General features: G+C 63.6%; 31 protein-coding genes. 16 read left to right on the top strand and 15 right to left on the bottom strand.

The features are described 5' to 3' along the window. Positions 1-79: 79 nt before the first annotated feature. Positions 80-382: a hypothetical protein gene (locus ACT9AS_RS08760; RefSeq protein WP_445099726.1), complete on the bottom strand. Its 303-nt coding sequence runs from the start codon at positions 380-382 to the stop codon at positions 80-82. 156 nt (positions 383-538) lie between these two features. On the opposite strand from ACT9AS_RS08760, the gene ACT9AS_RS08755 reads away from it, so the two are divergent. Together ACT9AS_RS08755 and ACT9AS_RS08750 are read left to right on the top strand one after the other, a co-directional pair. Next, positions 539-1,111 (top strand): COG4315 family predicted lipoprotein, encoded by a 573-nt coding sequence (locus tag ACT9AS_RS08755; protein ID WP_445099725.1) that lies wholly within the window; start codon positions 539-541, stop codon positions 1,109-1,111. A gap of 38 nt (positions 1,112-1,149) precedes the next feature. Further along, positions 1,150-2,205 (top strand): DNA topoisomerase IB, encoded by a 1,056-nt coding sequence (locus ACT9AS_RS08750; RefSeq protein WP_445099724.1) that lies wholly within the window; start codon positions 1,150-1,152, stop codon positions 2,203-2,205. Between the two features lie 67 nt (positions 2,206-2,272). On the opposite strand, the gene ACT9AS_RS08745 is transcribed toward ACT9AS_RS08750, so the two are convergent. The 8 genes from ACT9AS_RS08745 to ACT9AS_RS08710 form a co-directional block, all read right to left on the bottom strand. Then, positions 2,273-3,148 (bottom strand): manganese catalase family protein, encoded by an 876-nt coding sequence (locus ACT9AS_RS08745; RefSeq protein WP_445099723.1) that lies wholly within the window; start codon positions 3,146-3,148, stop codon positions 2,273-2,275. Between the two features lie 135 nt (positions 3,149-3,283). Next, positions 3,284-3,760 carry a DUF2269 family protein gene (locus ACT9AS_RS08740; protein WP_445099722.1) on the bottom strand — a complete coding sequence of 159 codons (477 nt, stop codon included), beginning with the start codon at positions 3,758-3,760 and terminating at the stop codon, positions 3,284-3,286. 2 nt (positions 3,761-3,762) lie between these two features. Continuing rightward, positions 3,763-5,046, bottom strand: a complete 1,284-nt coding sequence (locus tag ACT9AS_RS08735; RefSeq protein ID WP_445099721.1) for a DoxX-like family protein — start codon at positions 5,044-5,046, stop codon at positions 3,763-3,765. Continuing rightward, a complete protein-coding gene (locus tag ACT9AS_RS08730) occupies positions 5,043-5,249 on the bottom strand; it encodes a hypothetical protein (RefSeq protein ID WP_445099720.1) in 207 nt (68 codons plus the stop codon). Before ACT9AS_RS08730 ends, ACT9AS_RS08735 begins: the two co-directional genes overlap by 4 nt. A 257-nt stretch (positions 5,250-5,506) precedes the next feature. After that, on the bottom strand, positions 5,507-6,076 hold the full coding sequence (locus ACT9AS_RS08725; RefSeq protein ID WP_445099719.1) for a hypothetical protein: 570 nt from the start codon (positions 6,074-6,076) through the stop codon (positions 5,507-5,509). Next, positions 6,066-7,514, bottom strand: coding sequence for an FAD-dependent oxidoreductase (locus tag ACT9AS_RS08720; RefSeq protein ID WP_445099718.1), 1,449 nt, complete (start codon positions 7,512-7,514; stop codon positions 6,066-6,068). Before ACT9AS_RS08720 ends, ACT9AS_RS08725 begins: the two co-directional genes overlap by 11 nt. Before the next feature lie 160 nt (positions 7,515-7,674). Beyond that, positions 7,675-8,244, bottom strand: a complete 570-nt coding sequence (locus tag ACT9AS_RS08715; RefSeq protein WP_445099717.1) for an isochorismatase family protein — start codon at positions 8,242-8,244, stop codon at positions 7,675-7,677. 12 nt (positions 8,245-8,256) lie between these two features. Beyond that, positions 8,257-8,475 (bottom strand): HVA1 family protein, encoded by a 219-nt coding sequence (locus ACT9AS_RS08710; RefSeq protein ID WP_445099716.1) that lies wholly within the window; start codon positions 8,473-8,475, stop codon positions 8,257-8,259. 151 nt (positions 8,476-8,626) lie between these two features. Between ACT9AS_RS08710 and ACT9AS_RS08705 the strand changes: the two genes are divergently transcribed. The 3 genes from ACT9AS_RS08705 to ligD all read left to right on the top strand — a co-directional run bounded on the left by ACT9AS_RS08705 (position 8,627) and on the right by ligD (position 12,565). Next, positions 8,627-9,790, top strand: coding sequence for an alcohol dehydrogenase catalytic domain-containing protein (locus ACT9AS_RS08705; protein ID WP_445099715.1), 1,164 nt, complete (start codon positions 8,627-8,629; stop codon positions 9,788-9,790). A gap of 69 nt (positions 9,791-9,859) precedes the next feature. Continuing rightward, entirely contained in the window at positions 9,860-10,039 is a 180-nt protein-coding gene (locus ACT9AS_RS08700; protein WP_445099714.1) for a hypothetical protein, read from the top strand. A gap of 12 nt (positions 10,040-10,051) precedes the next feature. Then, on the top strand, positions 10,052-12,565 hold the full coding sequence (ligD, locus tag ACT9AS_RS08695) for a DNA ligase D (RefSeq protein WP_445099713.1): 2,514 nt from the start codon (positions 10,052-10,054) through the stop codon (positions 12,563-12,565). Here the strand turns inward: ligD and ACT9AS_RS08690 are convergent. Beyond that, on the bottom strand, positions 12,531-13,070 hold the full coding sequence (locus tag ACT9AS_RS08690) for a GNAT family N-acetyltransferase (protein ID WP_445099712.1): 540 nt from the start codon (positions 13,068-13,070) through the stop codon (positions 12,531-12,533). The genes ligD and ACT9AS_RS08690 overlap by 35 nt on opposite strands. Positions 13,071-13,183: 113 nt before the next feature. On the opposite strand from ACT9AS_RS08690, the gene ACT9AS_RS08685 reads away from it, so the two are divergent. Beyond that, positions 13,184-13,591, top strand: a complete 408-nt coding sequence (locus ACT9AS_RS08685) for a DUF4124 domain-containing protein (protein ID WP_445099711.1) — start codon at positions 13,184-13,186, stop codon at positions 13,589-13,591. Here ACT9AS_RS08685 and ACT9AS_RS08680 read toward each other — a convergent pair. The 5 genes from ACT9AS_RS08680 to ACT9AS_RS08660 all read right to left on the bottom strand — a co-directional run bounded on the left by ACT9AS_RS08680 (position 13,585) and on the right by ACT9AS_RS08660 (position 17,374). After that, positions 13,585-14,043, bottom strand: a complete 459-nt coding sequence (locus ACT9AS_RS08680) for a hypothetical protein (RefSeq protein WP_445099710.1) — start codon at positions 14,041-14,043, stop codon at positions 13,585-13,587. The genes ACT9AS_RS08685 and ACT9AS_RS08680 overlap by 7 nt on opposite strands. A 189-nt stretch (positions 14,044-14,232) precedes the next feature. Beyond that, positions 14,233-14,466, bottom strand: coding sequence for a hypothetical protein (locus ACT9AS_RS08675; RefSeq protein WP_445099709.1), 234 nt, complete (start codon positions 14,464-14,466; stop codon positions 14,233-14,235). A gap of 89 nt (positions 14,467-14,555) precedes the next feature. Further along, positions 14,556-14,897, bottom strand: coding sequence for an HU family DNA-binding protein (locus ACT9AS_RS08670; RefSeq protein WP_445099708.1), 342 nt, complete (start codon positions 14,895-14,897; stop codon positions 14,556-14,558). Positions 14,898-15,130: 233 nt separating this feature from the next. Beyond that, positions 15,131-15,400 carry an I78 family peptidase inhibitor gene (locus ACT9AS_RS08665; protein WP_445099802.1) on the bottom strand — a complete coding sequence of 90 codons (270 nt, stop codon included), beginning with the start codon at positions 15,398-15,400 and terminating at the stop codon, positions 15,131-15,133. A gap of 276 nt (positions 15,401-15,676) precedes the next feature. After that, positions 15,677-17,374, bottom strand: coding sequence for a histidine kinase (locus ACT9AS_RS08660; protein ID WP_445099707.1), 1,698 nt, complete (start codon positions 17,372-17,374; stop codon positions 15,677-15,679). 196 nt (positions 17,375-17,570) lie between these two features. Here ACT9AS_RS08660 and ACT9AS_RS08655 point away from each other — a divergent pair, with 196 nt between their 5' ends. From ACT9AS_RS08655 to ACT9AS_RS08610, 10 genes are all read left to right on the top strand, one after another. Further along, positions 17,571-18,527, top strand: a complete 957-nt coding sequence (locus ACT9AS_RS08655; RefSeq protein WP_445099706.1) for a helix-turn-helix domain-containing protein — start codon at positions 17,571-17,573, stop codon at positions 18,525-18,527. 123 nt (positions 18,528-18,650) lie between these two features. After that, positions 18,651-19,328 carry a response regulator gene (locus tag ACT9AS_RS08650; RefSeq protein ID WP_445099705.1) on the top strand — a complete coding sequence of 226 codons (678 nt, stop codon included), beginning with the start codon at positions 18,651-18,653 and terminating at the stop codon, positions 19,326-19,328. After that, positions 19,300-19,869 carry a response regulator gene (locus ACT9AS_RS08645; protein ID WP_445099704.1) on the top strand — a complete coding sequence of 190 codons (570 nt, stop codon included), beginning with the start codon at positions 19,300-19,302 and terminating at the stop codon, positions 19,867-19,869. The genes ACT9AS_RS08650 and ACT9AS_RS08645 overlap by 29 nt, the downstream gene beginning before the upstream one ends. Positions 19,870-20,012: 143 nt before the next feature. Then, the gene (locus ACT9AS_RS08640) at positions 20,013-20,438 is read left to right on the top strand and encodes a hypothetical protein (RefSeq protein WP_445099703.1); all 426 of its coding nucleotides are present in this window, start codon (positions 20,013-20,015) and stop codon (positions 20,436-20,438) included. Further along, positions 20,435-21,112: a DUF202 domain-containing protein gene (locus ACT9AS_RS08635; protein WP_445099702.1), complete on the top strand. Its 678-nt coding sequence runs from the start codon at positions 20,435-20,437 to the stop codon at positions 21,110-21,112. Before ACT9AS_RS08640 ends, ACT9AS_RS08635 begins: the two co-directional genes overlap by 4 nt. A 17-nt stretch (positions 21,113-21,129) precedes the next feature. Further along, entirely contained in the window at positions 21,130-22,083 is a 954-nt protein-coding gene (locus ACT9AS_RS08630; protein WP_445099701.1) for an SUMF1/EgtB/PvdO family nonheme iron enzyme, read from the top strand. Between the two features lie 54 nt (positions 22,084-22,137). Further along, the gene (locus ACT9AS_RS08625; protein WP_445099700.1) at positions 22,138-22,518 is read left to right on the top strand and encodes a DUF1622 domain-containing protein; all 381 of its coding nucleotides are present in this window, start codon (positions 22,138-22,140) and stop codon (positions 22,516-22,518) included. 90 nt (positions 22,519-22,608) lie between these two features. Further along, complete coding sequence (locus ACT9AS_RS08620; RefSeq protein ID WP_445099699.1) at positions 22,609-23,418, top strand: DUF2092 domain-containing protein; 810 nt, start codon at positions 22,609-22,611, stop codon at positions 23,416-23,418. A gap of 2 nt (positions 23,419-23,420) precedes the next feature. Next, a complete protein-coding gene (locus ACT9AS_RS08615; RefSeq protein ID WP_445099698.1) occupies positions 23,421-23,918 on the top strand; it encodes a hypothetical protein in 498 nt (165 codons plus the stop codon). 68 nt (positions 23,919-23,986) lie between these two features. After that, entirely contained in the window at positions 23,987-24,520 is a 534-nt protein-coding gene (locus tag ACT9AS_RS08610; RefSeq protein ID WP_445099697.1) for a DUF4136 domain-containing protein, read from the top strand. Positions 24,521-24,542: the final 22 nt, after the last annotated feature.

Genomic DNA, 24,542 nt, shown 5'->3' with positions numbered 1-24,542 from the left:
GCCGGATGAACGCGGGCCGGGCAGGGCGCGCAAAGAGAAGGCCCCTTTCGGGGCCTTCGTCCACAGCACGTCAACCGATTCAGCGGCCATCGCCGTCGGCATCGCCCGGCATCGCGCGTTCAAGGCGGTGCCAACCGTCGCGGACGGCCTCCTTGGCCTCGCTCCACGCCAGCCGGGAGTTCGCCTTGGTCGCTTCCCAACCGCGCTCCAGATCGCTTTCGACGTCCTCGAAGCGGCGGCCGGAATTCGCGCCGTACTGGTCGTAGCCGTACTTGTAAGCCGGCTCGTAATCGTTCCAGCTGCGACCCTGCTGGTAATACGGCGTGGTCTCGTAGCTATTGCGGAAATGGTCGTTGTATTCCTGCTGGTTCAACTGCGCCATGGCGGCGTCCTCTTCGGGTGGGGGAAGACCCAATCTAGGAACGCGCACCGAAAAACGGTGTGAGCGGAACACGTCACACCGGATGCACGCGGCAAGGACCCGGCATTAACGTCCGGCCGCGTACGAATGGGGCTCTGGTCCACCGAGGAAACCACGATGCGAATTCCCACCGCTGTGCCGGCACTGTGCGCGATCATCACCCTGGCGCTTGCCGCCGGTTGCGAACCGGGCCCACCGGACGACCAGACTCCCGGCGATGCCGATGGCGATACCGTCTCCATGCCCGATGCCAATCCGGCGGCACGGGTCGAGGGCACCGGACAACTCGGCGCCGGTGCCGACACGACAGGCGCCGTCGCCACCAACCAGATACAGGTCGCCACCGCCGGCGGCCCGGGACCTTACCTGACCAACAGCGCAGGCAGCGCGGTGTACTTCATGGAAGGCGACACCGATGGCAGTGGCTGCGTCGATGCATGCACCGAGGCGTGGCCGCCGGTGCTGGTCGACCAGGTCGCCCCCACCGCCGGCCCCGAACTGCAGGGCGGGATGCTGGCGACGATCACCCGCGCGGACGGCGCCGTGCAGGTGACCTACAACCAGCATCCGCTGTATCGCTATGCCGCCGACGTCGGCGCCGGTCGTACCGCCGGACATGGGGTCGAGGACCAGTGGGGCCACTGGCACCTGATCGATCCCGCGGGCGATGCACTGGAGCCGGCGCAGTAGCGAAGCCGCGGGCGCGAGGCGCGGTCCGAACACCGGCAATGGGAACCGTCGAGGGCTCTTCGCGGGCGTCCGAAGGCCAGGTCATTGCCGAAGAGGCGGGCCTGCGCTACGTCCGCGACGACGAACCGGGCATCCGCCGCCGCAGGGCAGGGAAGGGTTTTTCCTACTTCGATGCCGAGGGCGAACGCATCGCCTCCGAGGCCGTGCGGCAACGTATCCGTGAACTGGCCGTGCCACCTGCGTGGACCAAGGTATGGATCTGTCGCACGCGCAATGGCCACCTGCAGGCCACGGGCCGTGACGCACGCGGCCGCAAGCAGTACCGCTACCACCCGGACTGGGCGAAATCGCGGGGCGACGGCAAGTTCGATCGCATCGTCCTGTTCGGCCAGGCCCTGCCGCGCCTGCGACGCAGGTTGCGGAGCGACCTCAAGCTGAAGGGCTTTCCGCGCGAAAAGGTAGTGGCGATTGTGGTCGCACTGCTGGCCGATTCCCTGGCCCGGGTAGGCAACGACAGCTACGCGCGCGACAACCGCTCCTACGGCCTGACAACCTTGCGCAACCGCCACATCAGGTTCCTCCAGGGCGGACGCGCACGGCTGCAGTTCCGCGGGAAGGGCGGAACGCCGCACGAAATCGTCCTTGACGATGCCCGGCTCAGCCGATTGGTGAAGCGCTGCCAGCAACTGCCGGGGCAACTCCTGTTCCAGTACCGAGATGACGACGACACCCTGCGTCCCGTCGACTCCGGCCACGTCAACCAGTACCTGCAGGAAACCATGGGCGAGGCGTTCACCGCCAAGGATTTTCGCACCTGGGGCGGGACGCTCGCGGCCTTCCGCGCGTTCGCGGCGGCGCCGCTGGACCCGGACCCGTCGGAGACCGCGATCACCTCGATCCGCAACGACGTGGTGAAGCAGGTTTCCGCAACGCTGCGCAACACCCCGGCGGTGTGCCGCAAGGCCTATATCGATCCGGTGGTGTTTGACGGATGGCTCGACGGGCGCCTTGCACGGGCTGCCGCCGCGGCGCGCGGGGAGCGGCAATGGGAGCAGTCACTGCTCAGGTTCCTGAAATCCGCACATCGGTCGTAGAGCGGTGCTCCAGCAGGGCTCCAGAGCAGGCCCCGACAGATTCGCCGGGACCTCGCAGTGGCGGCGACTATTGCTTGCCGCTTCCCAGGTCCGCACCGGTGGGCGGATCGATCGACGGGTCCGACTTCGTCCGCGTCGCCATCTGCTTGAGCACCTCCTTCTGCCCCGGCTGCAGCTTGACCGACGACAGGCCGTCGCCACCGTCCATCGCAAGGTGCGCCTCGCGGTCGGCGATGTACTCGAAGTTCTCGTCGCTGTTCCAGGAACCGCGCATTTCGCCTTCGCCCTGCGATGTGTCCACGTACGCGTTGGCGAATTCGGGCATGGGCGGCAGCTTGCCCGGTGGGAAGTTCGGCTGGATCGAGTACAGCGCCTTCTCGAACGACTGCTGGTGCGATACCTCGCGGGTCATCAGGAAGCCCAGTGCCTCCTTGACCCCGGGGTCGTCGGTGACGTTGATCAGGCGCTCGTAGACGATCTTGGCGCGCGCCTCGGCGGCGATGTTGGAACGCAGGTCGGCGGTCGGCTCGCCGATACTGTCGATGTAGCCGGAGGTCCACAACTGGCCGCCGGAATTGATCAGCGCCGGCCCGCCACCGAACAGCACCTGGGTGACATGCGAACTGTTGCCGGCGCCCTGCAGCTTGCGGAACAGCTCGGCCTCCTCGTCGACCGCCTCGGCCAGTTCGCCCTTGGCGCCCTTGTTGAGCATCGCAACGATGGTGCCGATCACCTCCAGGTGACTGAGTTCCTCGGTGGCGATGTCCAGCAGCATGTCCTTGCGCCCCGGGTCGTCCTCGGCCAGCGCCTGGGTGAAATAGCGCATCGCCGCGGCGAGTTCGCCCTGGGGGCCGCCGAACTGCTCGAGCATGAGGTTGGCGAGGGCGGGGTTGCCCTCGGATACGTGCACGGAATACTGAAGGCGCTTGTTGTGCGCAAACATGGGGATCCTCCGGAGATTCGGGTGGCCCCGGGACAAGTCCAAGGGTGATCGCTACAGCGATCCACGCCCACTCTCCGCGTTGCCGGTTAAACCCCGGCGAACGAATCATGTTGGCTGCGTGACGGCCGGGGCGACTCAGGGAACCTGTATCGCCGGCTTGGCCACCATCAGATAGAAGATCGCGAGGAACGAAAACAGCGCCGGGAAGCCCAATGCGGCCCAGCAGCCCAGATGGGCGGCATAGCCTGGTGGCAACTCCACCCCACGCGCTGCGGCTTCGATGGCGATGTCACGCAGGCGGATCTGCAGCCAGACCACCGGCAGCCAGCAAAGGGCGGCGATCAGGTACAGCACGATCGACCAGTACAGCCACGGGGTCAGCAGCGACAGCCCCATCAGGCGCGCGAGATAGATGCCGCTGAGCGGCTGGAAAACGATGGTGGTGGCGGTGAATATCCAGTCCGCGATCACCACGTAGCGGGCGACGTTGGCGACCACGTGCGCGTCGCGGCTCCAACTGCTGACCAGCAGGTAGAACGCGGTGCCGATGCCGGTCCCGAACAGCAGCGTCGACGACAGGATGTGCAAGGTCTTGACGATGATGATTTCCAAGCTCAGGTTCCCTCGCCGTCGTCGAGTTCGTGCAGGACGGCGATTGCCGCCAGCAATGGGAGGTTCTTCAGCACCGGCCCATACGGATGGGCCCAGTATTCCGGCAGGCACAGGGTGATCACCACGGTATAGAAGACGATCAGCGCCAGTTGCAGGCGGTATATCCAGCGCCTGCGCGACGTCACCCAGAGCCCCACGCCAAGCGCCACGTCGAGCGCCGCGGCGCCGTACAGCGCGAGCAGTGCCGGCACCCCGACGAGACCGGTGCGGGCGAGGAGGTCGAGGCTCGACTCGACCGGGAACACGAAGGCCGACACGACGCCGGTCACCACCCACATGATCGCCACCGCGTGGCGCAGCAACGGCACCAGCCAGCCCAGCTGTGCCGTGCGCCGCATCATGCCGCGTGGAAGTCCGTCGAAGAATGCCGGGGCTTGCAGTGGACGCCGCCCGAGCACCGCCGCGAACGCATCCGGGTCGACGGTGTTCCCCGCCTCGAGCATGCGCAGCGCTTCCGGCGTGACCAGGCTGTCCCGGCGCAATGCGAGCAGCCTGGCCATGGCACGCGTCCACCGCAGCGGCACGGGAACGAAGCCCCGGGCAAATCCAAGCGCCTGCTTGAAGCAATCAAGGTACTCGCGCAAGGTCAAGGCGCGCTCGCCCACAGCATGCAAGCGGCGCGGCGGACTTTCGCTGTCGAGCAGGCGCACGATGGCATCGACCAGGTCATCCAGGTGCACGGGCTGGATCCGCTGTTTCCCGCCGCCCGGGAGCGGTGTGACCGGCAACGCCGCCAGCAATGCGAACCAGCGCGTGCTCGGCCCCTGCGGTGCGAATACCAGCGACGGCTGGACCACGGTCGCGGTGATGTCCAGCTCCAGCAGCGCGGCGTCGGCGCGGCCCTTCGACGCCAGGTAGGCGGCCTCGTTGCCCGGCTCCGCGCCGAGTGCGGAGAGCTGGATGATGCGCTCCACACCCGCATCGGCCGCCGCCTCGAACAGTGCGCCCGGACCCTTCACGTGGAGTGCATCGAACGTCTGGCTACCTTGCTCGCGGAAGATGCCTACCGCATTGATGACGGCATCGATTCCGGCAAGCAGGGCCGGCCAATCCCGCGACTGGCCGGGATCCGAGAAATCCAGCTCGACGACCGGCGCGCCGGGCCATTGCCGTTGTGCAGCCTCGACACCCCGCACACCCAGGACGACCTCATGACCCGCCGCCCGCAACCTGTGCAGCAAGGCCTGCCCGATCATCCCGGTGGCGCCGGCGAGCAGCACTCTCATCGGTCGTCACCGCGCACCGACTGGCGCTTGCTGGCACGCAATGCGCTGGTGTCGGGTTCGATGGCCAGCCTGGCATCCACGCTGGCGGTCTCGTTCTGCAGCGGCTGGCAGTCGGGCTCGGTCGCTGGCGGCACCAATGCGACCAGCCACTGGATCTGGGGCGAGCGGGCGAAGCGGGAAGACGGTGCGTCGCTGCGGCACACGGCGGTCGGCTACGGTATCCACCACGCCAGTTCGGTGTTCTGGGCCGGCTTCCACGAGTACGCGACGCGGCGGGCGCGACGGACCTCCACGGTGGCCGGGGTCGCTGCGCTCACTGCGGCCACGGCCTATGTGGTCGATTACCACGTGGTGCCGCGACGGCTGACGCCGGGTTTCGACAGCCGGTTGTCGGGCGGCGCGATGGTCGCGGCCTACGCGGCGTTCGCCGTCGGCCTGGGGGTGACCAGCTGGATACGGATCAGGCGACATGGCGTGGCTCGCGGCGTGCCCGCCACGCGGCGCGCCATTCCAGCAAAGCGGGCAGCCCGCACAGCAACGCGGCAGGCACCAGCACCAGCAGCCACACCGGGATCGGCAGCGCCGGACAGCGCAGGTTCAACGGGAAATCGGCGCTGATCGCGGCGGGCCAGGTCAAGGCGACCATCAGTCCCAAGCCGATCCACGGCGCCATGTCGAGCACGCTGTGGATGTGCTGTTCCATCGGCAGGATCGACCGATAGCGGAACGCGTGCCGGGTGTCGGCGTAACCGACGAATGCGTGGACCAGTACCAGCAGTGCCATCGCGACGATGACCAGCACATCGATCTCGAACAGCATCGCCAACATGATCGCGCCGCCTACCAGACCCAGCTGCAGCAGGTGCAACGTCGACTCGCCGAGCCCCGATGTGTGCGGCAGGTCGGTGCGCCGGTGGAAGCCGAAATCGAGCATGCCGGCAAACAGCCACACCAGCAGCCCGGCGTAGGCCAGCGCCCAGCCGACCGGCCCGAGTCCTTCCAGCCCGTAGGCGGCCGGATCAGTCGTCATCGCGCGCCATCCGCGGAGGCAGCACCATCGGCTCCAGCGGCGAACTCGCAGGACCGTTCAACACCGCACCGGTCTGGCCGTCGAAGCGCGAGCCGTGGCACGGGCAATCCCAGGACTTTTCCTGCGGGCTCCATCGCACCGCGCAGCCGAGATGCGGGCAGCGTGCGGAGAAGGTCCGCACCTCGCCTTCGCCGGTCCGGTAGGCCGCGACCCGGTGGATTCCGCGACGCAGCACCGCACCCTCGCCGGGGGCCAGCGCTTCGACGTCATCGACATCACCGCCGCCGACCCAGTCGCGGTACTGCAGGGCGACGTTGGCGTTCTCGCGCAGCCAGCCGCCGGGCGAACGCACCATCTTGCGGTCCGGGTCATACAGGTCGGCCCAGGGGTTGCCTCGGCCCATGATCAGGTCGGTAAGAAGCAGGCCGCCCAGGGTGCCGTGGGTCACCCCATTGCCGGAGTCGCCGGTCACGACGAACACGTTGTCCTCGCCACCTGGATCGGCGCCGATGAAGGCGAGGCCGTCGGCGGGCTCGATAATCTGGCCGGACCAGCCGTGGGTGAACGATTCGACGCCGGGGAGGTTTTCGCGGGCCCAGGACTGCAGGCGTACGAATGCGGTCGTGTCGTCGTCCTGTCCGGTCTTGTGATCCTCGCCGCCGATCACTACCAGCGTCCCGGTGCCATCGCGGGACTCGACCAGCCGGGTGTAGTGGTAGGGGTCGCCATCGTCCCAGAGCAGGGCATCGGGCAGGGCACCGTCGCGGACCGGACCGGCGACCACGTAGGTGCGGTAGGGCGCGACCTTGGTGTGGATGGCCACGCGCTCGTGGAACGGTACGTTGGTCGCGACCACCACCGCCGAGGCGTTGATGACCGCGCCACCGGCCAGCGTCGCTCGCGGCGCCGTACCGCCCTCGACCTGCTCGACATCGGCCTTGAGGAACGTCACCCCGAGTGCATCGCACTGGCTGGCGAGCGTGGCCATGTAGCTGTCCATGTCGACGCGCGCCTGGCGCTCGAAGCGCAACGCCGGTCCGAGCTTCGGCAGGTCCGGGATGCCGGCCTCCAGATAGGTGACGTCAAGCCCGGCATCCGTGGCCGCGTCGAGTTCCTTTTGCAGCCGGCTGGTGTCGCCGTCGTGGGAGTACAGGTAACCGGGCACGCGGCGGAAACCGCACTGGCCATCGACGTCGGCCACCAGGTGTTCGATCCAGTCGATGGCGGCGGCATGGCTCGCGGCGGCGAGACGGGCGCCGTCGGCCCCGTGCCAGCGCGCCAGGTTGTAGTAGCGATCGTCCAGCGCCGATGCCAGGTGCGCGGTGGTGCGCAGCGACTCGCCTTCGCCCACGCCCTGGCGGTCGATGACCAGCACCTTGCGGCCGTCCTGCGCGAGGCAGAGCGCGGTGACCAGCCCGGCGACGCCGGCACCCACCACGACAACGTCCTGGTCTTCCGTTGGAGGCGACCCAAGGAAAGTGGATGTGTTGAAGGCGGTCCGGGGCGACCAGACGGGGAGGGTCCGTGCAGTGCTCATGGCGTTGCGACTCCGGTCAATTGGGGGAAGGTGACTTCGGGGCGTCCGGTGCATTCGCCGGTCACGTCCCGACGTAGCGGGACGTGCGCACGTCGATGTCCATGGACACCTTCATCAGTTCCAGTGCGCGATCGGTGCGCGCCTCGCTGATCGCGGCAACGCAGTCGCGGGGCACGTGTATGCGGTACTCGCGCATGTGCGCGTCCATGGCGGTGGCGAGTACGCAGCCATCCGTGGCCAGGCCGGTGATCACCAGGCGACGGGCCTTCAATTTCGTGAGAAGCGTTTCAAGCGGTGCCTCGAAGAATGCCGAGTGCTTGGGCTTGAGCACGAAGTGGTCGTCCGGCTCGGGTGCGAGCAGCCGGGCGATGTCGGCGCCGCGGCTGTCGTTGGCGCAGATCGCGACGATCTCGCTGAAGCCCATCCGCCATTTGGTGAAATTGTCGTTGGCGTAGACGACGGAACCACCATTGGCCTTCACCCGTTGCTTGAGGCGGGCAATACGCCGGGCCGCCGCCAACGCCGCTGGCTGCATCGCCGCTCCACCCGGGAAGTCGAGCGGATTGATCATGTCGACGATGACCAGCGCGGTCGCGCCATCCGGGGTCGTGCGCTTGTCTTGTCTGCGCATGATCGTCGACCGCTAGTCGGCCTTGGCCTTCTTCAGGACCGCGCCGCGATGCGCGGCGATGTGGTCGGTCTTGTCGCTCTTGATTTCGTATTGGGGCTCGTCCGCGCTGGCGCGATGGCGGTGCCCCTTGTAGTCGAAATCGCGCTTGTGGACCTTGATGATGGTGCCACTGACGTGGCCGGCCTCGGAGTTCCATCTGACGTGATCGCCCACTTCGAACGTGTCGGCCATGACTGGTCTCCTCGATGATGGTGAGCCCGGCAACGATGGATGCATCGTGGGGCGGGCCCGGCAAACACCACGTGAAAATCGCATGCCGATCATCCTCGGATAACGCCGGCCCGCGCCTAATCGAGCGTGACCGACCGACCCCGGAGTTTCCATGCGAGCCTTGACCTACCACGGCACGAAAGACCTGCGGATCGATACCGTCCCCGATCCTGTCATCGAGCAGCCCGACGACATCGTGTTGCGGGTCACCGCCACGGCTATCTGCGGGTCCGACCTGCATATCTACCGCGGCAAGATTCCGATGGTGGACGACGGCGACATCCTCGGACACGAGTTCATGGGCGTGGTGGAGGACGCGGGCGCGGGCGTCTCCGGCATCCGCAAGGGCGACCGGGTGGTCATTCCCTTCACCATCTCCTGCGGCGAATGCTTCTTCTGCCAGTTGCAGCAGTACGCGTGTTGCGAGACCACCAACGACGGCCGCGGCGCGATCCTCAACCGCAAGGACATCACGCCGCCGGCCGCGCTGTTCGGATACAGCGGCCTGTACGGCGGCGTGCCGGGCGGGCAGGCCGAACTGGTGCGCGTACCCAAGGCGAATGTCGGGCCGCTGGTGGTTCCGGGCAGCCTGTCGGACGAGCAGGTGCTGTTCCTGTCCGACATCCTGCCGACCGGCTACCAGGCGGCGCTCAATGCCGAAGTCGGGGAGGGGTCCACCGTCGCGATCTTCGGCGCCGGGCCGGTCGGCATGATGGCGGCAGCGTGTTGCCGGATGCTGGGCGCCGAGCGCGTCTTCATGGTCGATCAGTATCCCTATCGCCTGGACTTCGCGGTGCAGGCGTACGGCGTGGAGCCGATAAACTTCGACGACTGCGACGACCCGGCCGGACTCATCGTCGAGCGTACGGGATACCGCGGGGTCGATGCCTGCATCGAGGCCGTCGGGTTCGAGGCCAAGGGCAGCGTCACCGAGAACATACTGACCGCGACCAAGCTGGAAGGCAGCAGCGGCAAGGCCTTGCGCCAGTGCATCGCCGCCACCCGCCGGGGTGGCGTGATCAGCGTCGCCGGCGTGTATGCGGGCTTCATCCACGCCTTCATGTTCGGCGACGCGTTCGACAAGGGACTGACGTTCCGCATGGGTCAGACCCACGTGCAGCGCTACATGACCGAGCTGTTGCAGTTCATCGAGGAAGGCCGGCTGGCCCCCGAGGCGATCATCACCCACCGCATGAAGCTCGCCGACGCGCCGCGTGCCTACGAGATATTCGAGGAGAAGCAGGAGGACTGCCGGAAGGTCGTATTGACGCCCTGATCGGGCCTTTCGCGCTGTTTTCATGGCGCGGGCAGGACATTGGAACACCCCGCGTGGAGACCGAGGATCATGAGCAAGCGTGAACTGATCGAACCCAACGGCGACAAGCGTCTGGTTCGCCGCGACGACGAAGGCAAATTCAAGGAAAGCGACGACCTGGGGAAATCGCTCTCGCAGGACGTGCGCAAGAAGGCCAAGAACGAGGTCGAGTCCGGCCAGGGCGACCGCGGCGACCAGAAGCGCAAGTAAGCGCCGCCGTCCGTGAGCCTGACCGAGTACCGACGCAAGCGGCAGTTCGGCAAGACCCGCGAGCCCGAACCCGGCAAGAAGCTGCTGCCGGGCAAGCGGGCGATCTTCGTGGTGCAACTGCACCATGCCAGCCGCCGCCATTACGACTTCCGCCTGCAGGTCGGCGATGCGCTGAAGTCATGGGCGGTGCCGAAGGGGCCGAGCTTCGATCCGACGGTCAAGCGCATGGCGGTGGAGGTCGAGGATCATCCGGTCGACTACGCCGGATTCGAGGGCGACATCCCCAAGGGCAACTACGGCGGCGGCCACGTGGCGTTGTTCGATCGCGGCGTCTGGTCGACCGCAGGCGATGCCGAGGAACAACTGGTCAAGGGCCACCTGCGCTTCGAACTGTTCGGCGAAAAGCTCAAGGGCGGTTGGCACCTGGTGCGTTCGGGCAAGCCCGCGCCGCAGCCGCAATGGTTGCTGTTCAAGGACAAGGATGCCTATGCCGGCGACGTGGAGGCCGACGACATGCTCGTCGACGTCACGCCACCGCCGGAAAGCGATGCGAAGCGGGCAGGGCGGGGCAAGGCCAACAAGAAGAAGGTCTCGAAGGTCGCACCAAACCGCCGGCGACGTCGCATCGACTGGGCGAAACGCGCCCTGAAACTCGATGGTGCGCGCAAGGAAACACTCGCCGATGCCGCCTTCGTTCCACAGCTCGCCAAGCTCGGTGACAAACCGCCGGCGGGTGACCAGTGGTTGCATGAACTCAAGTGGGATGGCTATCGGCTGGTTGTCACCGTGGTGGATGGACACGTGCGCATCTGGTCGCGCAATGCGCTGGAGTGGACAGGAAAGGTGCCCGAGATCGCCGCGGCCATCGAGCAACTCGGACTCACCAGTGCCGCGCTCGACGGTGAGCTGATTGCGGGCACCGGTGCACGCGCGGACTTCAACCTGCTGCAGGCTACGCTTTCGGGTGAGAAGCAGGGCGTGTTGACCTACATGGTGTTCGACCTCCTGCATGTCGACGGCGTGGCCATCGACCAGACCCCGCTGGTGCAGCGCAAGGAGCTTCTGGCCGAGTTATTGGAGGCGCCAGTCGCGCATCTCGGCCTCAGTTCGCACATCCCCGCCGATGGCCAGGCGGCATTCGAGTTGGCCAACGAGCAACACTTCGAAGGCATCATCTCCAAGCGCGGCGACCGCGCCTACCATCCGGGTCGAGGCGACGACTGGCGCAAGACCAAACGGCTGGATTCAGACGAGTTCGCCGTCGTCGGCTACACCCCGGGGAAGGGCAGCCGCGTCGGTTTCGGTTCTTTGCTGCTGGCGCTTCCGGATGCGAAACATGGGTGGCGCTATGCGGGCCGGATCGGCTCCGGGTTTTCGGACCAGCAGATCCGCGACCTGACCAAGCGCATCGGCAAGGCCGGACGCAGCAAGCCGACGGTCGAGGTGTCCGATGCGGTCGCACGCGAAGTCCGGGGTGCGTTGTGGTTCGAGCCGATGTTCGTGGTCGAGGTGTTCATACGCGGCACCGGCGGCTCGGGCGTGTTGCGGCAGGCCTCGCTGAAGGCGTTGCGGCTGGACAAGGACGTTGGCGACCTCGCAGACAGCGATCGCGATGGGCAGAAACGCGGCGCCGGAAAGAGCAGGGCGGCCAAACCTGTTGCGGCTGTGAAGATCAGCAGCCCGACCAAGGTGGTCTTCCCGGATAGCGGTTACACCAAGAAAGACGTGGCGGACTACTACGAGCGGGTGATGGACGACTTCCTGCCGGGAATCGTCGACCGACCGCTGTCGGTGATCCGTTGCCCCGACGGCGCCGGCAAGGCGTGTTTCTTCCAGAAGCACCACACGCCCGGGCTGTCGCGCGTCGACCTGGTCAAGCTGAAGGAGGAAGCCGGGAACAACGCCGACTACCTGGTCGTCCGCGATGCTGACGGGGTGATGGAACTGGTGCAGCTCAACGCGCTGGAATTCCATCCATGGGGCTCGACCGCTGAAGAGCCCGACCGCGCGAACCGCGTGGTGTTCGATCTGGATCCCGGCCCGGATGTGCCGTGGAGCGAGGTCAAGCGCGCCGCGCGACACGTGCGCGACCTGCTGGCCCAGGCCAAGCTGACCTCGTTCCTGCGCACCACCGGCGGCAAGGGCCTGCACGTGGTGGTGCCGCTGAATCCCGGCTGCGAATGGGACCTCGTCAAGACGTTCGCGCACGGCTTCGCCGATGCCATGGCGCAGTCGGAACCGCGACGCTATCTGTCAGTGGCGACGCTCAAGCTGCGGCCCGGGAAGATATTTGTCGACTACCTGCGCAACGGCCGCGGCGCCACGAGCGTTGCGTCGTACTCGCTGCGCGCGCGCGAAGGTGCACCGGTGTCGATGCCGCTGTCGTGGTCGCAGCTGGGTGCACTCAAGCATGGCCACGCATACGATCTGAAGAACGCGCCGGCGATGCTCAAGCGGCGGCGCAAGGATCCGTGGGACGGGATCGATGGGGTCAAACAGGATCTGTCGCGATGGTCGGGCGGTTGATCGCCGGGTCCACTTCGCCTGGCAGGCCGTTTCCGTAGCGCATCGCCACGTCACAGCGTTCGTAACGGCTACCGTACCGGGCCATGATGTCCGCGTCGTGCTGGAAGCCAAGCTTCCCGTACAGGTGAATGGCCGACTCGCATTTGCGGCTGGTGAGCAGGTAGAGCGGATCGGCACCAAGCGACCTGGCCCGTTCAATGACGGCGGCAAGCAGGAACTCCCCGGCCTTCATGCCGCGGGCTGATTCGCGTACGCCCATCTTGGTGAGCTCGTAGCTGGTCGCGCCGGTCTTCTGGAGCGCGCATGTGCCGACGATCCCCAGTCCGGGCGCTTCGACGAAGAGGATGACGCCACCGGGCTCGATGATCCGGGTGCGTGGATTGTCCAGCACCTCGCGGTCGGTGGCTTCGAGATGGAACATGGCCTCGATCCATTCCGCATTGATATCCCGGAAATGGGGGGCAAGGGCGTCGCTGAATTCGTGGATTGCGAGGGAGTTGCTCATTGGCTACAGCTTGTCGGACATTGGCGCGCCGAGTATAGGGCGCCGACCAAGCCAACAGCGGCGCTGGCAACGACCGCTCTGGTAACCTCGCCGGCAACAGGGGAGGGGTATCCGTGCGAATCGTGATCGCGTTGCTTGCGCTGTTGAGCTTTACCGCATCCGCACAGCATGTCTACAAGTGTGTCGGTGCCGATGGTGTCCCATCGTTCCAGTCGGACCCGTGTCGGGCCGATCAGGTACCCAAGGGAAGCTACTCGGCTGTCATCCATGCCCCTACACCTGCCGAGCTGGAGCGGCGCAAGCGACAGGAAGCCGCAAATTCTGCGTACTTGAAGAGCCTTGCACGTCCCAAGCGACAGGCGCGTGGTTCGTCGGCCGTCCTGGCCAGCCCGAGCGGTCTCGGCAAGCGTTGCTCGGCGGCCCGAGCTGCTCGCGACCGCGCCTACAAAGTCACCAGCAACATGACGCTTAATGAGATGGATCGCTGGACGAACTACGTCAACAACGCTTGTGGCTATTGATCGGAGAACATCCGGCCGTGCCGCCACAGCCAGCGATCGAGCAAGTGCGGCGCGATCCAGTCCCGATGCGGTGACACCAGCCGCACGCCGGCGAGCCGCCAGCCAGTCCATGCGCCATGCAGGGGCGCTTCGTTGTACACGGTTCGGCGATAGTGCTGTGCGGCGCAATCGTTCGGGCATGGTTGGCCCTCAGGCCAGCAGGGAGGTCGGCCTGACCTCGCGTAGGTGCACCATCGCTGCCAGATTCCGCTGGCGCCAGTGGCGCTGCCCACGTAGAGCTGGCCGGAACTCGTATCCGTGATGAGGTAGACCCCAGCCACCACGGAAAGTGCGTTACGCCACTCGGGGTCGTCCTGCTGGACCACCAGGCCCAAATCTGCTTTTGGCAGGTTTACCGACTTATGGCCGGGGAAGCGTAGGAAGCTGAGCGGGCGCGCGAGGATCTCATGCACCGCGATCTCCTCGATGCAGCTGTCGGCGATGCGATAGGTGATCCGACCTGTGAGCTCGTAGCGTACGACGAGCCGGCCAATGTACTCGTTGAGCTCGGCGATCGGTTGCAGATCGAATACGCGCCAGCCATCGGTTACCTCTGGCTCTAAGTCATTGCGCCACGCGCCCGCGTACAGCCACCGATCGCCTCATTGCGGAATCAATCCAACGACAACGGAACGAGTGAAGCGCTTGCGAGCGATCTTATCGATCTCGTCGCCGTCCTGGTTGAGCGGCTGATTTCTTTGCCAATCGTTGAAATTGCCGCGCTTGAACTCGTCTGCTGGGTTCGTCCCATGAGAGTCGATCTTCGCGAAGTGGACGTTGATCTGATCGGCGCGCAGTGTCGGCAGCTGGGCAGCGAGGAACTGGATGAGGTTCAAGTTGGGGCTCTTAGTGATGCTGACCGTACATGGCGGCTGATATGTGGCCTCTCCAGCGACCGCGGCCACTGGAGAGGGGACCGACGGACTCAGTTTGCGGCGTCCTTGAGGGACTTCAACGGACGAACCTTGATCTTGGTGCTCGCCGGCTTCGCGGCGAAAACCTGCTCCTCCTTGGTGAAGGGATTGATTCCCTTGCGACGCGGCTTGGCCGGCACCTTCACGGACGTGATCTTCAGCAGTCCAGGGATGGTGAACTGACCGGCGCCCTTCTTGTGCAACGAGGCCTTCGCGGCCTCGTCCAGTGCGGACAGAACATCGCGAACCTCACGATTGCTGAGCTCAGTGCGCTCTGCGATGAACGCGATGAGCTGTGTCTTGTTCAACGGCTCGGTGATCGGCTTAATGCGTTTGGTGGGTGCCTTCGCCATGGGTGCTTCTTCTCCAGTGTCCGGGGCAGGATGTCGACGAGTCGATGCCCCAACCGGCTCGTAGGAAGGAAAGGGTAACGGGTCTGGTTGCAGCCGGTGCGCTTAGCCTTGGTACCCGCTGACGGCCGCCGGCATTCGGTAAGGGATGGGTTATTGGGGGTAGGGCAGCGCGGCTCTCGCCCATCCGACACCGAAACGGCCTGTCGATGGCGATGGCGATGGTAACCGTCCTGTTATTCGCAGCGGACCGCCACAATTCGGTTTGCCTTGTCGATCTCCACTGTCAGCCGATCGGGTCGGCGGTCGTGAAGCACCGCTTGGCCAGATGACACCGGACGTATCAGCCCAGCCCCACTCGCTCTCCATATCTGCCCCATCGTACGTTGGTCAGCAGTGCCACCAATCGCCCAGCCCGCGGGGGCGGCGTTGCAATGCCCTTCCGCTGTCTCGGTAGCGTCCGTCCCTGCGCACCCGAGGGCGCTAAAAACCAACGTTATCAACATGGCACTCGCAATAGTTGAGCCATTTCCGGACATGTGTCGGATCCGTATGAAGTTGAATATCAATGTAGGGCAGCGATAAGCAAATCGCCACCGTACTTCGTGCAAGCTGGTTCGGTAGTTGTACGGGTGCTAGATGTGCAGAGCTCCAGACGCCTTTCCCTGACTTGTTGCTAGAAAGCGGCTCGGCAAGCTGGCTTGCTGTGTGTCGGAATATCCGAGCAACTTTGTTATGGGAGCACTCGATTGATAGGGAGGTTCAGGCTCGCACCAGTCGGTTCAGCCCGCGTCTGGTTCTGATATATAAGGTCCCCTCTTAGGCTGACTGCTCTGATTTGAACCAGCGGCTCGATCTGGCGTGCCCCTGAGCGACGTCTTTCTAGCCTCCTGACTAGACGATATAGAAGCGCCCTCCGTAGGGGGGGCAGTGCCTGAACCCTGCGATATGAACCGCACTTCCAAGCGGCAGCCTCCTTCCTCACGAGGCTGCAGGTTCGAAGTTCCCCCAAGTAGGCGCGCTCTTTCCTCGATACTGATCATGCCTAGTCCCCGCCGTATACTGCCTTCGGGAGTGATGGCAGGTAGGCCGATGCCATCGTCGTCTACCCGTAGGACTATTTCACCGGCTTCGGTTTGCAGACGGACCCACGCATTCCGCGCACGCGCATGACGTGAGACGTTGTGGATCGCTTCCTGCGCAATGCGAAATAAATTGAGCTTCTGGTCATTGTCGAGCGCCAGATCTCCAACGACATTGCAGTGCAATCGAGCGCCATGTTCGACATGGTGGCTGTCGCAAAGATCCTGTAGTGCAGCGGCCAGACTGGTATAGCGAAGGAGGCTTGGATGAAGTTCGTGCGATATCCGGCGCACGTCGCTGGATACTTCCAATAGCCGCTCTTGCAAGTCCTCGACTTGCGCGCTCCACTCCCGCGGGACCTGCCGTTTCACCGCGCTCAGCTGTATCGAGATCGACGCCAGCGATTGATTGATGTCGTCGTGCAAGTCACGCGCGATACGCGCGCGCTCTTCTTCCTGAACACGCAGCATTCGGTGGGTCAAATCTGCCAATCGGTCGTAGGCACTTTCGAGCGACAACCTAGCCGTCTGTCGTTGTTCGGACAGAGGCGTAAGCAGCAAGAGCAAGACACTGGCGCTCAGCGCCCACAACTGAACTGCCAAGGTAGTGCGCGACTGTGTCTCCATCACGAGAGGACCAAGCCCAAGACTGCTTGCCAACATGCTTAGAAACGTGCAGCAGAACAGAGCGATGAAAGCACCGGCGATGCCAAACACCAGCAGCGTCCACATAAGCAGCATCGTAGCTGCCAATGCCAGCATGGGTCGCGTTACCGGATCGGGCCATGGTTGGACCCAAGCAAAACACAGGGCTAGCGCAAAGACCAGGCAGAGCGCTCCCTGCGGTTTACTCGGGTCGGGACGACGCTCCGGATGCCGACGCAGGCGCACCATGGCTATGAAGCCGGGCAGAAGCAACAGATACGCCACCGAGTGCGCGAGGAACAGACTGATCCAGCTTTCCACCAGGTCCTGCAGCCCGAATAGGTGAATCATGAGCCAGACCCAGCCGGCCCCCGACAAAGGCAACGCGATTGCAGCAACGAGTAGAAATAGCGCTACTTGGTGGTAGTCCTCCAATGGAGACACGGGACGCCTGAGGGAGCGCATTAGGCCACTGGCAAGGGCTACTAAAATCAGCAACCCCAACATGATGCTCGCCGATGCCGTTACAGCCATGCCGAACGCCACGAGTAATGTCGTCGCGCCCAGGATTGAGCCGGTTATGCATGCCAGCCAGTCGCTCTTGGGCCGCGACAGTAGGGCGCACATCAGCGTGGCGCCCGGCAGCCAAACCATGTGGTCGTGCGGCCACGGGAGCCAAGGTTGGATCGATATCAGCTGTGTAAGGCCACCGAGGAGTGCCATCACTAAAGACCACATGATGCGCTGTGTCATGGTGGTCGGCGTCGACGTGCGAGTTGGTTCGGCGTTCATGGTTCGGGGCCCGTCCGTGCCGGTGACACGCATCTCGATCTGTTACGAGAAGTCGTGCTTCCGGATGTAGCTCCCTGATTGACTGACCGTATTAGCCACTTCATCATGCGATGGCTATCCACTTTCCGACGTATGAATCCCAAGGCGGGATCGACCGATGGATCACGCGGAGTACGCTTGCATTGAGGTGGACGGGTTTGCTGCAGACGCGCTGCAGGGTGTGATCAGTGACACCCGGTTCGAGCAACGGCTGCTATCGCCGGGGCATTTCCGCGCGCGCGCGCAGCGGGTCCGGTTCCCGGGTTTTACCTTGGACTGCGGCACCTACACCCTGCCGGTATTCGCTAATGGCTCCTTCGGTGATCGGGTGCTCGGGCTTGCACTGGCATTGCGGGGAGATCGGCCCATTTGGCTCAACGGTGCCCATACCCGCGTCGGCCAATTGCTGATCTTCTCCGAAGGGCGGGAGCTGAGTGTTCGACCTCAGTCAGACATATGGCAATGGGCGGTGTTGCGGATCCCCCGCGAGTTGCTGCAGCAGGCAGCGTTGGCTCGATACGGGCGTGAGTTGGAGATTCCGGCCAAGGGATGGGAGTTGTGCAAGCGTCCTGCGGACGACAACGTGCCATTGCAGTACACGATCCGCGGCGCGCTTCAATCGGCTGCATCGTGGACCCCGTCGACACCTGCGTCGGAAACGCTAATGATGGGGCGATGGTTGTTGGATGCCTTTCTGGACGCTGTGTGGAAATGCATGGACCCTGGGATGGATGAATACTCGCGGTTACATCAGCATCGTGAAGCGCTTGTGCGGCGGGCTGAAGCGTTTCTCCTATCGACAATTGGTCGCGAGTTCAGCAGCGCTGCATTGTGCGAGACCCTCCATCTAAGTGAACGACAGGTGCAACGGATATTTAACGATGCTTTCGGAGTAGGGCCCCTGCGATGGCACTTGATCGCGCGGCTTAACCACGTTCGTAATGCACTGCAACACGAGCCCGGACTACGGGTCACTGATGCTGCGTTACGTGCCGGGTTCACCCATCTGAGCCGCTTCTCTCGCGAGTACCGGTCACTCTTCGGTGAATGCCCCCGCGAAACCGGGCTTCATTGACATCGGCGAATCAGCTTGTGTCCTCTCGTTGTGGTCTACCGTCACGCAAAGTGAACGTAGGGTGGCTCATGATCGCCACGGGCGAGCCGCAAAATGCGGGCCCGAATACGGGAGGACCTCGTAATGGATGCTGAGCCTCTGAAGGTGGGGCGCGACAACTTGAAGCTTCTGGTGGCGGATGATCACCGATTGGTTGGTCAAGGTGTTGAACGGTTGTTGCGAGAACAGTTCGCTTACGTGAAGTTGGTGACCTCCGGAACCGCCTTGCTGGGCGCTGCACGCGCGGAGCAGTTCAACCTCGTCGTGGCCGATGTGGGCATGCAGGACATGACCGGCATCGATGCGATGCGCGAATTGCGCGCAGAAGGCAACGCCACTCCTTTCATCTTCCTTACCATGTATGAAAGCTTCGCTGTAGTGGCCGAGGCGTTGCGCACCGGAGCCGACGGCTATGTGCTCAAGAGCGCGGCCGGGGATGAACTGGTGCATGCCGTGCGAGAGGTCATAGCAGGCCGTGCGTACCTCGCACCCAGCTTGGCGGCGATGGCTATTGCTGCCAGTGAACGCAAGGAAGAGTACGCGTTGACCGAGAAGCAGCAGCGCATTCTCAACTGGGTCTCGCGGGGGCTGCGTTCCAAGCAGATTGCCTACGAACTCGGTATCTCTGTACGTACGGTCGAATCGCACAAGTACGCGATGATGCAGCAGTTGGGTGTACACGGCACCTTGGAACTGGTTCGCAAGGCTCATCAACTGGGCCTGATAACCGCCTTTGGCGAGCACAAGCGGCCTGCTGCCTGATCTGACCAGTAGTTTTACTTGCATTGATCCGGTTTTTTTCCTGTGGCGCCGCAAGCGCGGCGGGCACACCATCGGCCTGAACAATCCCCCGATGGATCCAATGAACCGGACGCGCGTGCTCTTGGCCGAGGATAGCCCTGCGGTGGCGCATCAGTTGCGTACGCTTCTGGGAACCGAGTTCGACGTTATCGGCATGGTTGATGACGGCCTTTCCTTGCTTTCCGCCGTGCGCAGGATGAAGCCAGACGTACTGGTCACTGACATCAGCCTGCCCCAGGTGGACGGCTTGATGGCGGCTGAGCAATTGCTATCCGAGGCAGCGGTTCCGTGCGTGGTATTCATCACCGTGCACGATGATCCTGCGCTGGTCGATCGTGCGCTCCGAATAGGGCACTGCGGTTATGTGCTGAAGGCCGATGCCGGTGAGGACCTGTTGTGCGCAGTGCACGAAGTCCACCGCGGCCGAAGTTTCATTTCTGCATCCATTGCGACGCGTCGTGCGTTGCGCGATGCCGATACCGGTCGCCTTGACCAGTATTGAGATCGGTTTGACGCCCAATCGCCCAGCAACAGCATCACGGCAATCCGACAAACAGTAAAAATACTTACCCGCCATCAGTAGATATCGTGATTGTCTGCGTCGCTACATGCGGCAATGCTGTGCTCTACGAACAGGAGTGCACCGTGGAAGGCTTCCTCGACTACCTGCAGCGCTTCGGATCCGACTTGCTGGGACGGACGGATGGTCCAATGACATTCCGTCTTTTCCTGCAGCCTACGATGGCCTTCGTTGCCGCGCTGCACGATGGACTTAAGGACGCCAAACTCGACCGTTCGCCCTACTTGATGAACTTGGCGCATTTGCCGCGAACAGAGCGCCGGCAATCGCTGCGTGAAGGTGTCACTGCCGTCGCGCGCGTGCTCTTGCTGGGAGTGATCATGGACGCGATCTATCAGATTCGGGTGTTTGGGGGATTCAGGTATCCACTGGAGGCGTTCGTCGTCGCGGTGCTGCTGGCCTTCGTGCCGTATCTGGTTCTGCGGGGCCCGGTTGCTCGGGTGGCTCAATGGCATGAGCGAAAGAAGAAGCATACGGGGAATGGCGCATGAGTCAGAGGAAGCAGAAGCCGACCCTGCGCTTGGAGCGCCCGGAGCACTCGCAGGTCGCGGAGGTACCGCCGGTACCCAATGTCGACGAGAGCGCCAGCAATGCGTCCACGATCTATTCGGGCTATCGCACAGGGTTGTCCAACCACCGTACCGGCCTTTCCGAGCATCGCACTGATCTGTCCGAGTACCGGACCGATCTCTCGACCCACCGGACGGACCTGTCCGAATATCGTACCGATCTATCCACTGACCGTACCGAAATGTCGATGCGGCGCACTGGGATGTCGTTCCAACGCACGCGCATGAGTGCTGACAGGACGCTCATGTCGATCATGCGCACTGCGTTGTCGCTGATAGGCTTCGGCTTCACCATCTTCCAGGTATTCAGCAAGCTGCTTGACCAGCCGGGGTTGCGGATGAGCGCGGACGCGCCACGAAATTTCGGCATCGCCCTGGTCTTGCTCGGCATCGTGATGCTGACCTTGGGCATTGCTTACCACCTCAACTTCATGAAGAGCCTGCGTAGCGAGCGCAGCAAGATGGTGCACGACGGTCTGGTGCACGGCGAAAGTCCTTATCCGGTGTCATTGACGCTTATTACGGCGTGTCTGCTGTGGTTGGTGGGACTCTTTGCGATCGTCAGCATGACCTTTGACGTAGCGCCATTCGGCTGAGCACGCGCCAGGCACATATGGCTAGAACCGTAGGAGGATCGAATATGTGGGGAGTTGCGAGCAATATGGCGGACCTGCCTGGCGGAGTGTTCCGCATGGGTTCGGACCATCACTACGCAGAAGAAAAGCCGGCGCATAAAGTGCAAGTCGGGCCCTTTCGTATCGACCCCCACCCTGTAACGAACATCGAATTCGCGCGCTTTGTCAGCGCTACCGGCTACGTGACGCTGGCCGAGAAACCGGCCGATCCCGCGGACTATCCTGGAGCGGATCCGTCGATGCTCCTCCCATCGTCGGTGGTATTCGTGGCGCCGCCGGGACCGGTGGATATGCGCAATCATTACAACTGGTGGCAGTACGTTGCCGGCGCCGACTGGCGCCATCCGCGAGGTCCGGAAAGCTCGCTGGAGGGGTTGGAAGACCATCCCGTCGTGCACATCGCCTACGAAGATGCTGCCGCCTATGCGGCATGGGCCGGCAAGCAGCTGCCCTCCGAGGCGGAATGGGAGTTCGCGGCGCGTGCCGGTCGGGACGGTTCGGAGTTCGCCTGGGGCGACGAGCTTGTACCCGAGGGGCGGCACATGGCGAACCTCTGGCAGGGCGAATTTCCATGGCAGAACTTGGCAGACGATGGCTTTGCCTGGACTTCACCAGTAGGCGCGTTCCCACCCAACGACTATGGCTTGTTCGACATGGTTGGCAACGTGTGGGAGTGGACGGATGACTGGTATCAACAACACGATCAATTGCAGGGGAAACCATGCTGCACGATCGACAATCCGCGTGGCGGCAAACGCGAAACCAGTCACGACCTACTCACTCCACTGGTCATTCCTCGCCGGGTCACCAAAGGCGGTTCGCACTTGTGCGCGCCCAACTATTGTCGACGTTACAGACCAGCGGCGCGCATGGCGCAGCCAGTCGACACATCGACATCTCACTTGGGATTCCGTTGCATTGTCCGCCTCTAACGGCCGGACAGGCTATCCATCCATCCAACCATTGATCGGAGGAGGGTTCAGAGCATGCTGAGGCAATGGCTGATTGCGATTTCTGAGCCGGCCGTCACCTTGGTCGACGCCATCGCGATGCTGGTCATCCTTGCGGCAACGCTACGCGCGTTCGCCGGGGTGGTCGCACTCGTATTCCGCCGTGATGCGGACATGCATGTCCGGCGTCAACTCTGGCTCGACTATGGCCGCTGGCTGGTCGCAGGGCTCACGTTCCAGCTGGCCGCGGACATCATCGAGTCATCCATCGTGCCCACGTGGGAGGCCATAGCGCAGCTGGGAGCCGTGGCACTTATCCGCACCTTCCTCAACTACTTCCTTGAGCGGGATATTGCCGAGGTTCACGAGCGTCAACAGGAAGCGCCTACCGACGCAGCGCGCCCCCTGCCCAGGTGAGGGCTAGCCTGATGCGAGCACGCCCTGCGGCTAGGGCATCTGCGTCGTTGAAACTTCGAGCGGGCGCGATCCGCAACGTGAGGACAGATCATGAAGACATATCCGCATCACTTGCTGACAGGCGTTGCACTGGGCCTGATGCTGGCGGTGCCATCCGCCACTGCTGCGAAACAGGCGTCCGCGCCGATAGCGGAAGCCACACAGACCGATACCCTCGACCCGGCCGCACTGAACGCGCTGGAGGAGATGGGCAAGGCGTTACGAGCGTTGCAGCATTTCACTGTCATATCCGACGCCACAACCGAGATCGTGCTGGACACCGGCCAGAAGATCGAGCTGGACGGTCGTGTTACCTACAAGGTGCAGCCACCGCAGCGCATGTTCGTAGAGTTGGATAGCGACAGAATTCAGCGCCAACTGTTCTACGACGGCAGCGCGCTCACGATCTTTTCTCCCCGCCTGAACTACTACGCCAGCACCGAAAACGTCGGCAAGACGTTGGCCGAACTCCTGATCACGGCCGCGCGAGACTATGGAATCGAGCTGCCGTTGGCGGATCTCTTCTTCTGGGGAACTGAACATGTCCAGAAAAATCTGTTGAGCTCGGCGATCTACGTAGGTCCCGGCACGCTGGACGGCATGCGTGTCGATCAGTACGCATTCCGACAGCCAGGTGTGGATTGGCAAATATGGATCGCTCCGTCCACTTCGCTTCCGCAGAAAATAGTTATCTCGAGTCTTGGTGATCCTGCTGTGCCGCAGTACGCCTCGAAGCTCAGCTGGGATACGCGTAGTGCCATCGATGCGGAAACTTTTGTGTTCACACCACCTGAAGGCTCGGTGCGTATTCGCCTGGTCGAGGTGGAGGCAGTCGCGATTGAAGTGGACGAGGAGAACTGATCATGGCCCCCATCACTCGCAGCGTCCCAGCCACGTTCAAAGTTGTCGCCGTAGTCGTGTGTTTCGCGGCCGCTCTCCCGGTAGCAGCAGCCCGAAGCGGCGGCCCGGGTGGGCACCAGGCCGGCGCGCGGGCCTCGGCACGTACCAGCGTCAATCGTCCGGCAGCGCGTCCACAGGCGAATCACAACGTCAACCGAAACGTCAATCGAAATTCCAACCGAAACATCAACGTGGATCGCGACATCAATGTCGACGTTGACTACGACGACCACGATCACTGGAACGACTGGGATGATCATCCCTTCGCCACCGCTGCGGCGGTTACGGCGGGCGTCGCGGTGACCTCAGCAGTGATTGGGTCGATCGTCTACTCGGTACCGCCGAGTTGCGTGACAACGGTGCTCAACGGCATCGCCTACCAGCAATGCGGCAGCACCTGGTATCAGCCGCAGTACGCCGGCACCAAAGTGCAATACATCGTGGTCAACCCACCGTACTAGGTGCGGCACAGCCGTGCCATGTCCCGGATGCGGATCCAGGCCTCCAACCCACTTAAGGAGCTATACCCATGAAAGTGCAAACATTGGCACTGATGGCCGTGTTGTTGGCTGCCTGCTCCACCACGCCCACGGTCAGTATCGACCATGCCTCATCGGTCGACTTCGCCTCCTATCGAACTTATTACTGGGCAAAGACTCCCGACGGCGCAGCACCGCTTGTGCGACAGCGCATCGTTGATGGCATCGACGCGCGTCTCGCTGCGAAGGGCTGGACGCCAGGGCAGGGCAGTGGCGACGTGGCACTGGCAGTACACGTGGCTACCTCGCAACAACAGACGTTGGATACCTTCTACTCCGGTACCAACATGGGAGGTTGGGGTTGGCGCGGCGGCATGGGCATGGGCACCGCCAGCACCACAGTGCGGACCTACGACGTCGGTACGCTGATCGTGGATATGTTCGATACCCGCACACAGCAGGCCATCTGGCGTGGTACTGCCAGTGACACGCTGCCCGGCTCTCCGGGTGAGATCAATGCGGAAGTAGAAGCAGCGCTCGACAAAATGTTCGCCAACTTCCCCCCAGGGTCCGCAGCCAACTAGCACACACGGGCTCCTTCGACGC

It is taken from the genome of Lysobacter sp. F60174L2 (genome assembly GCF_052547135.1).
Note: the sequence above shows the minus strand (reverse complement) of the source record. Positions and strands in the feature narration are given on the sequence as shown.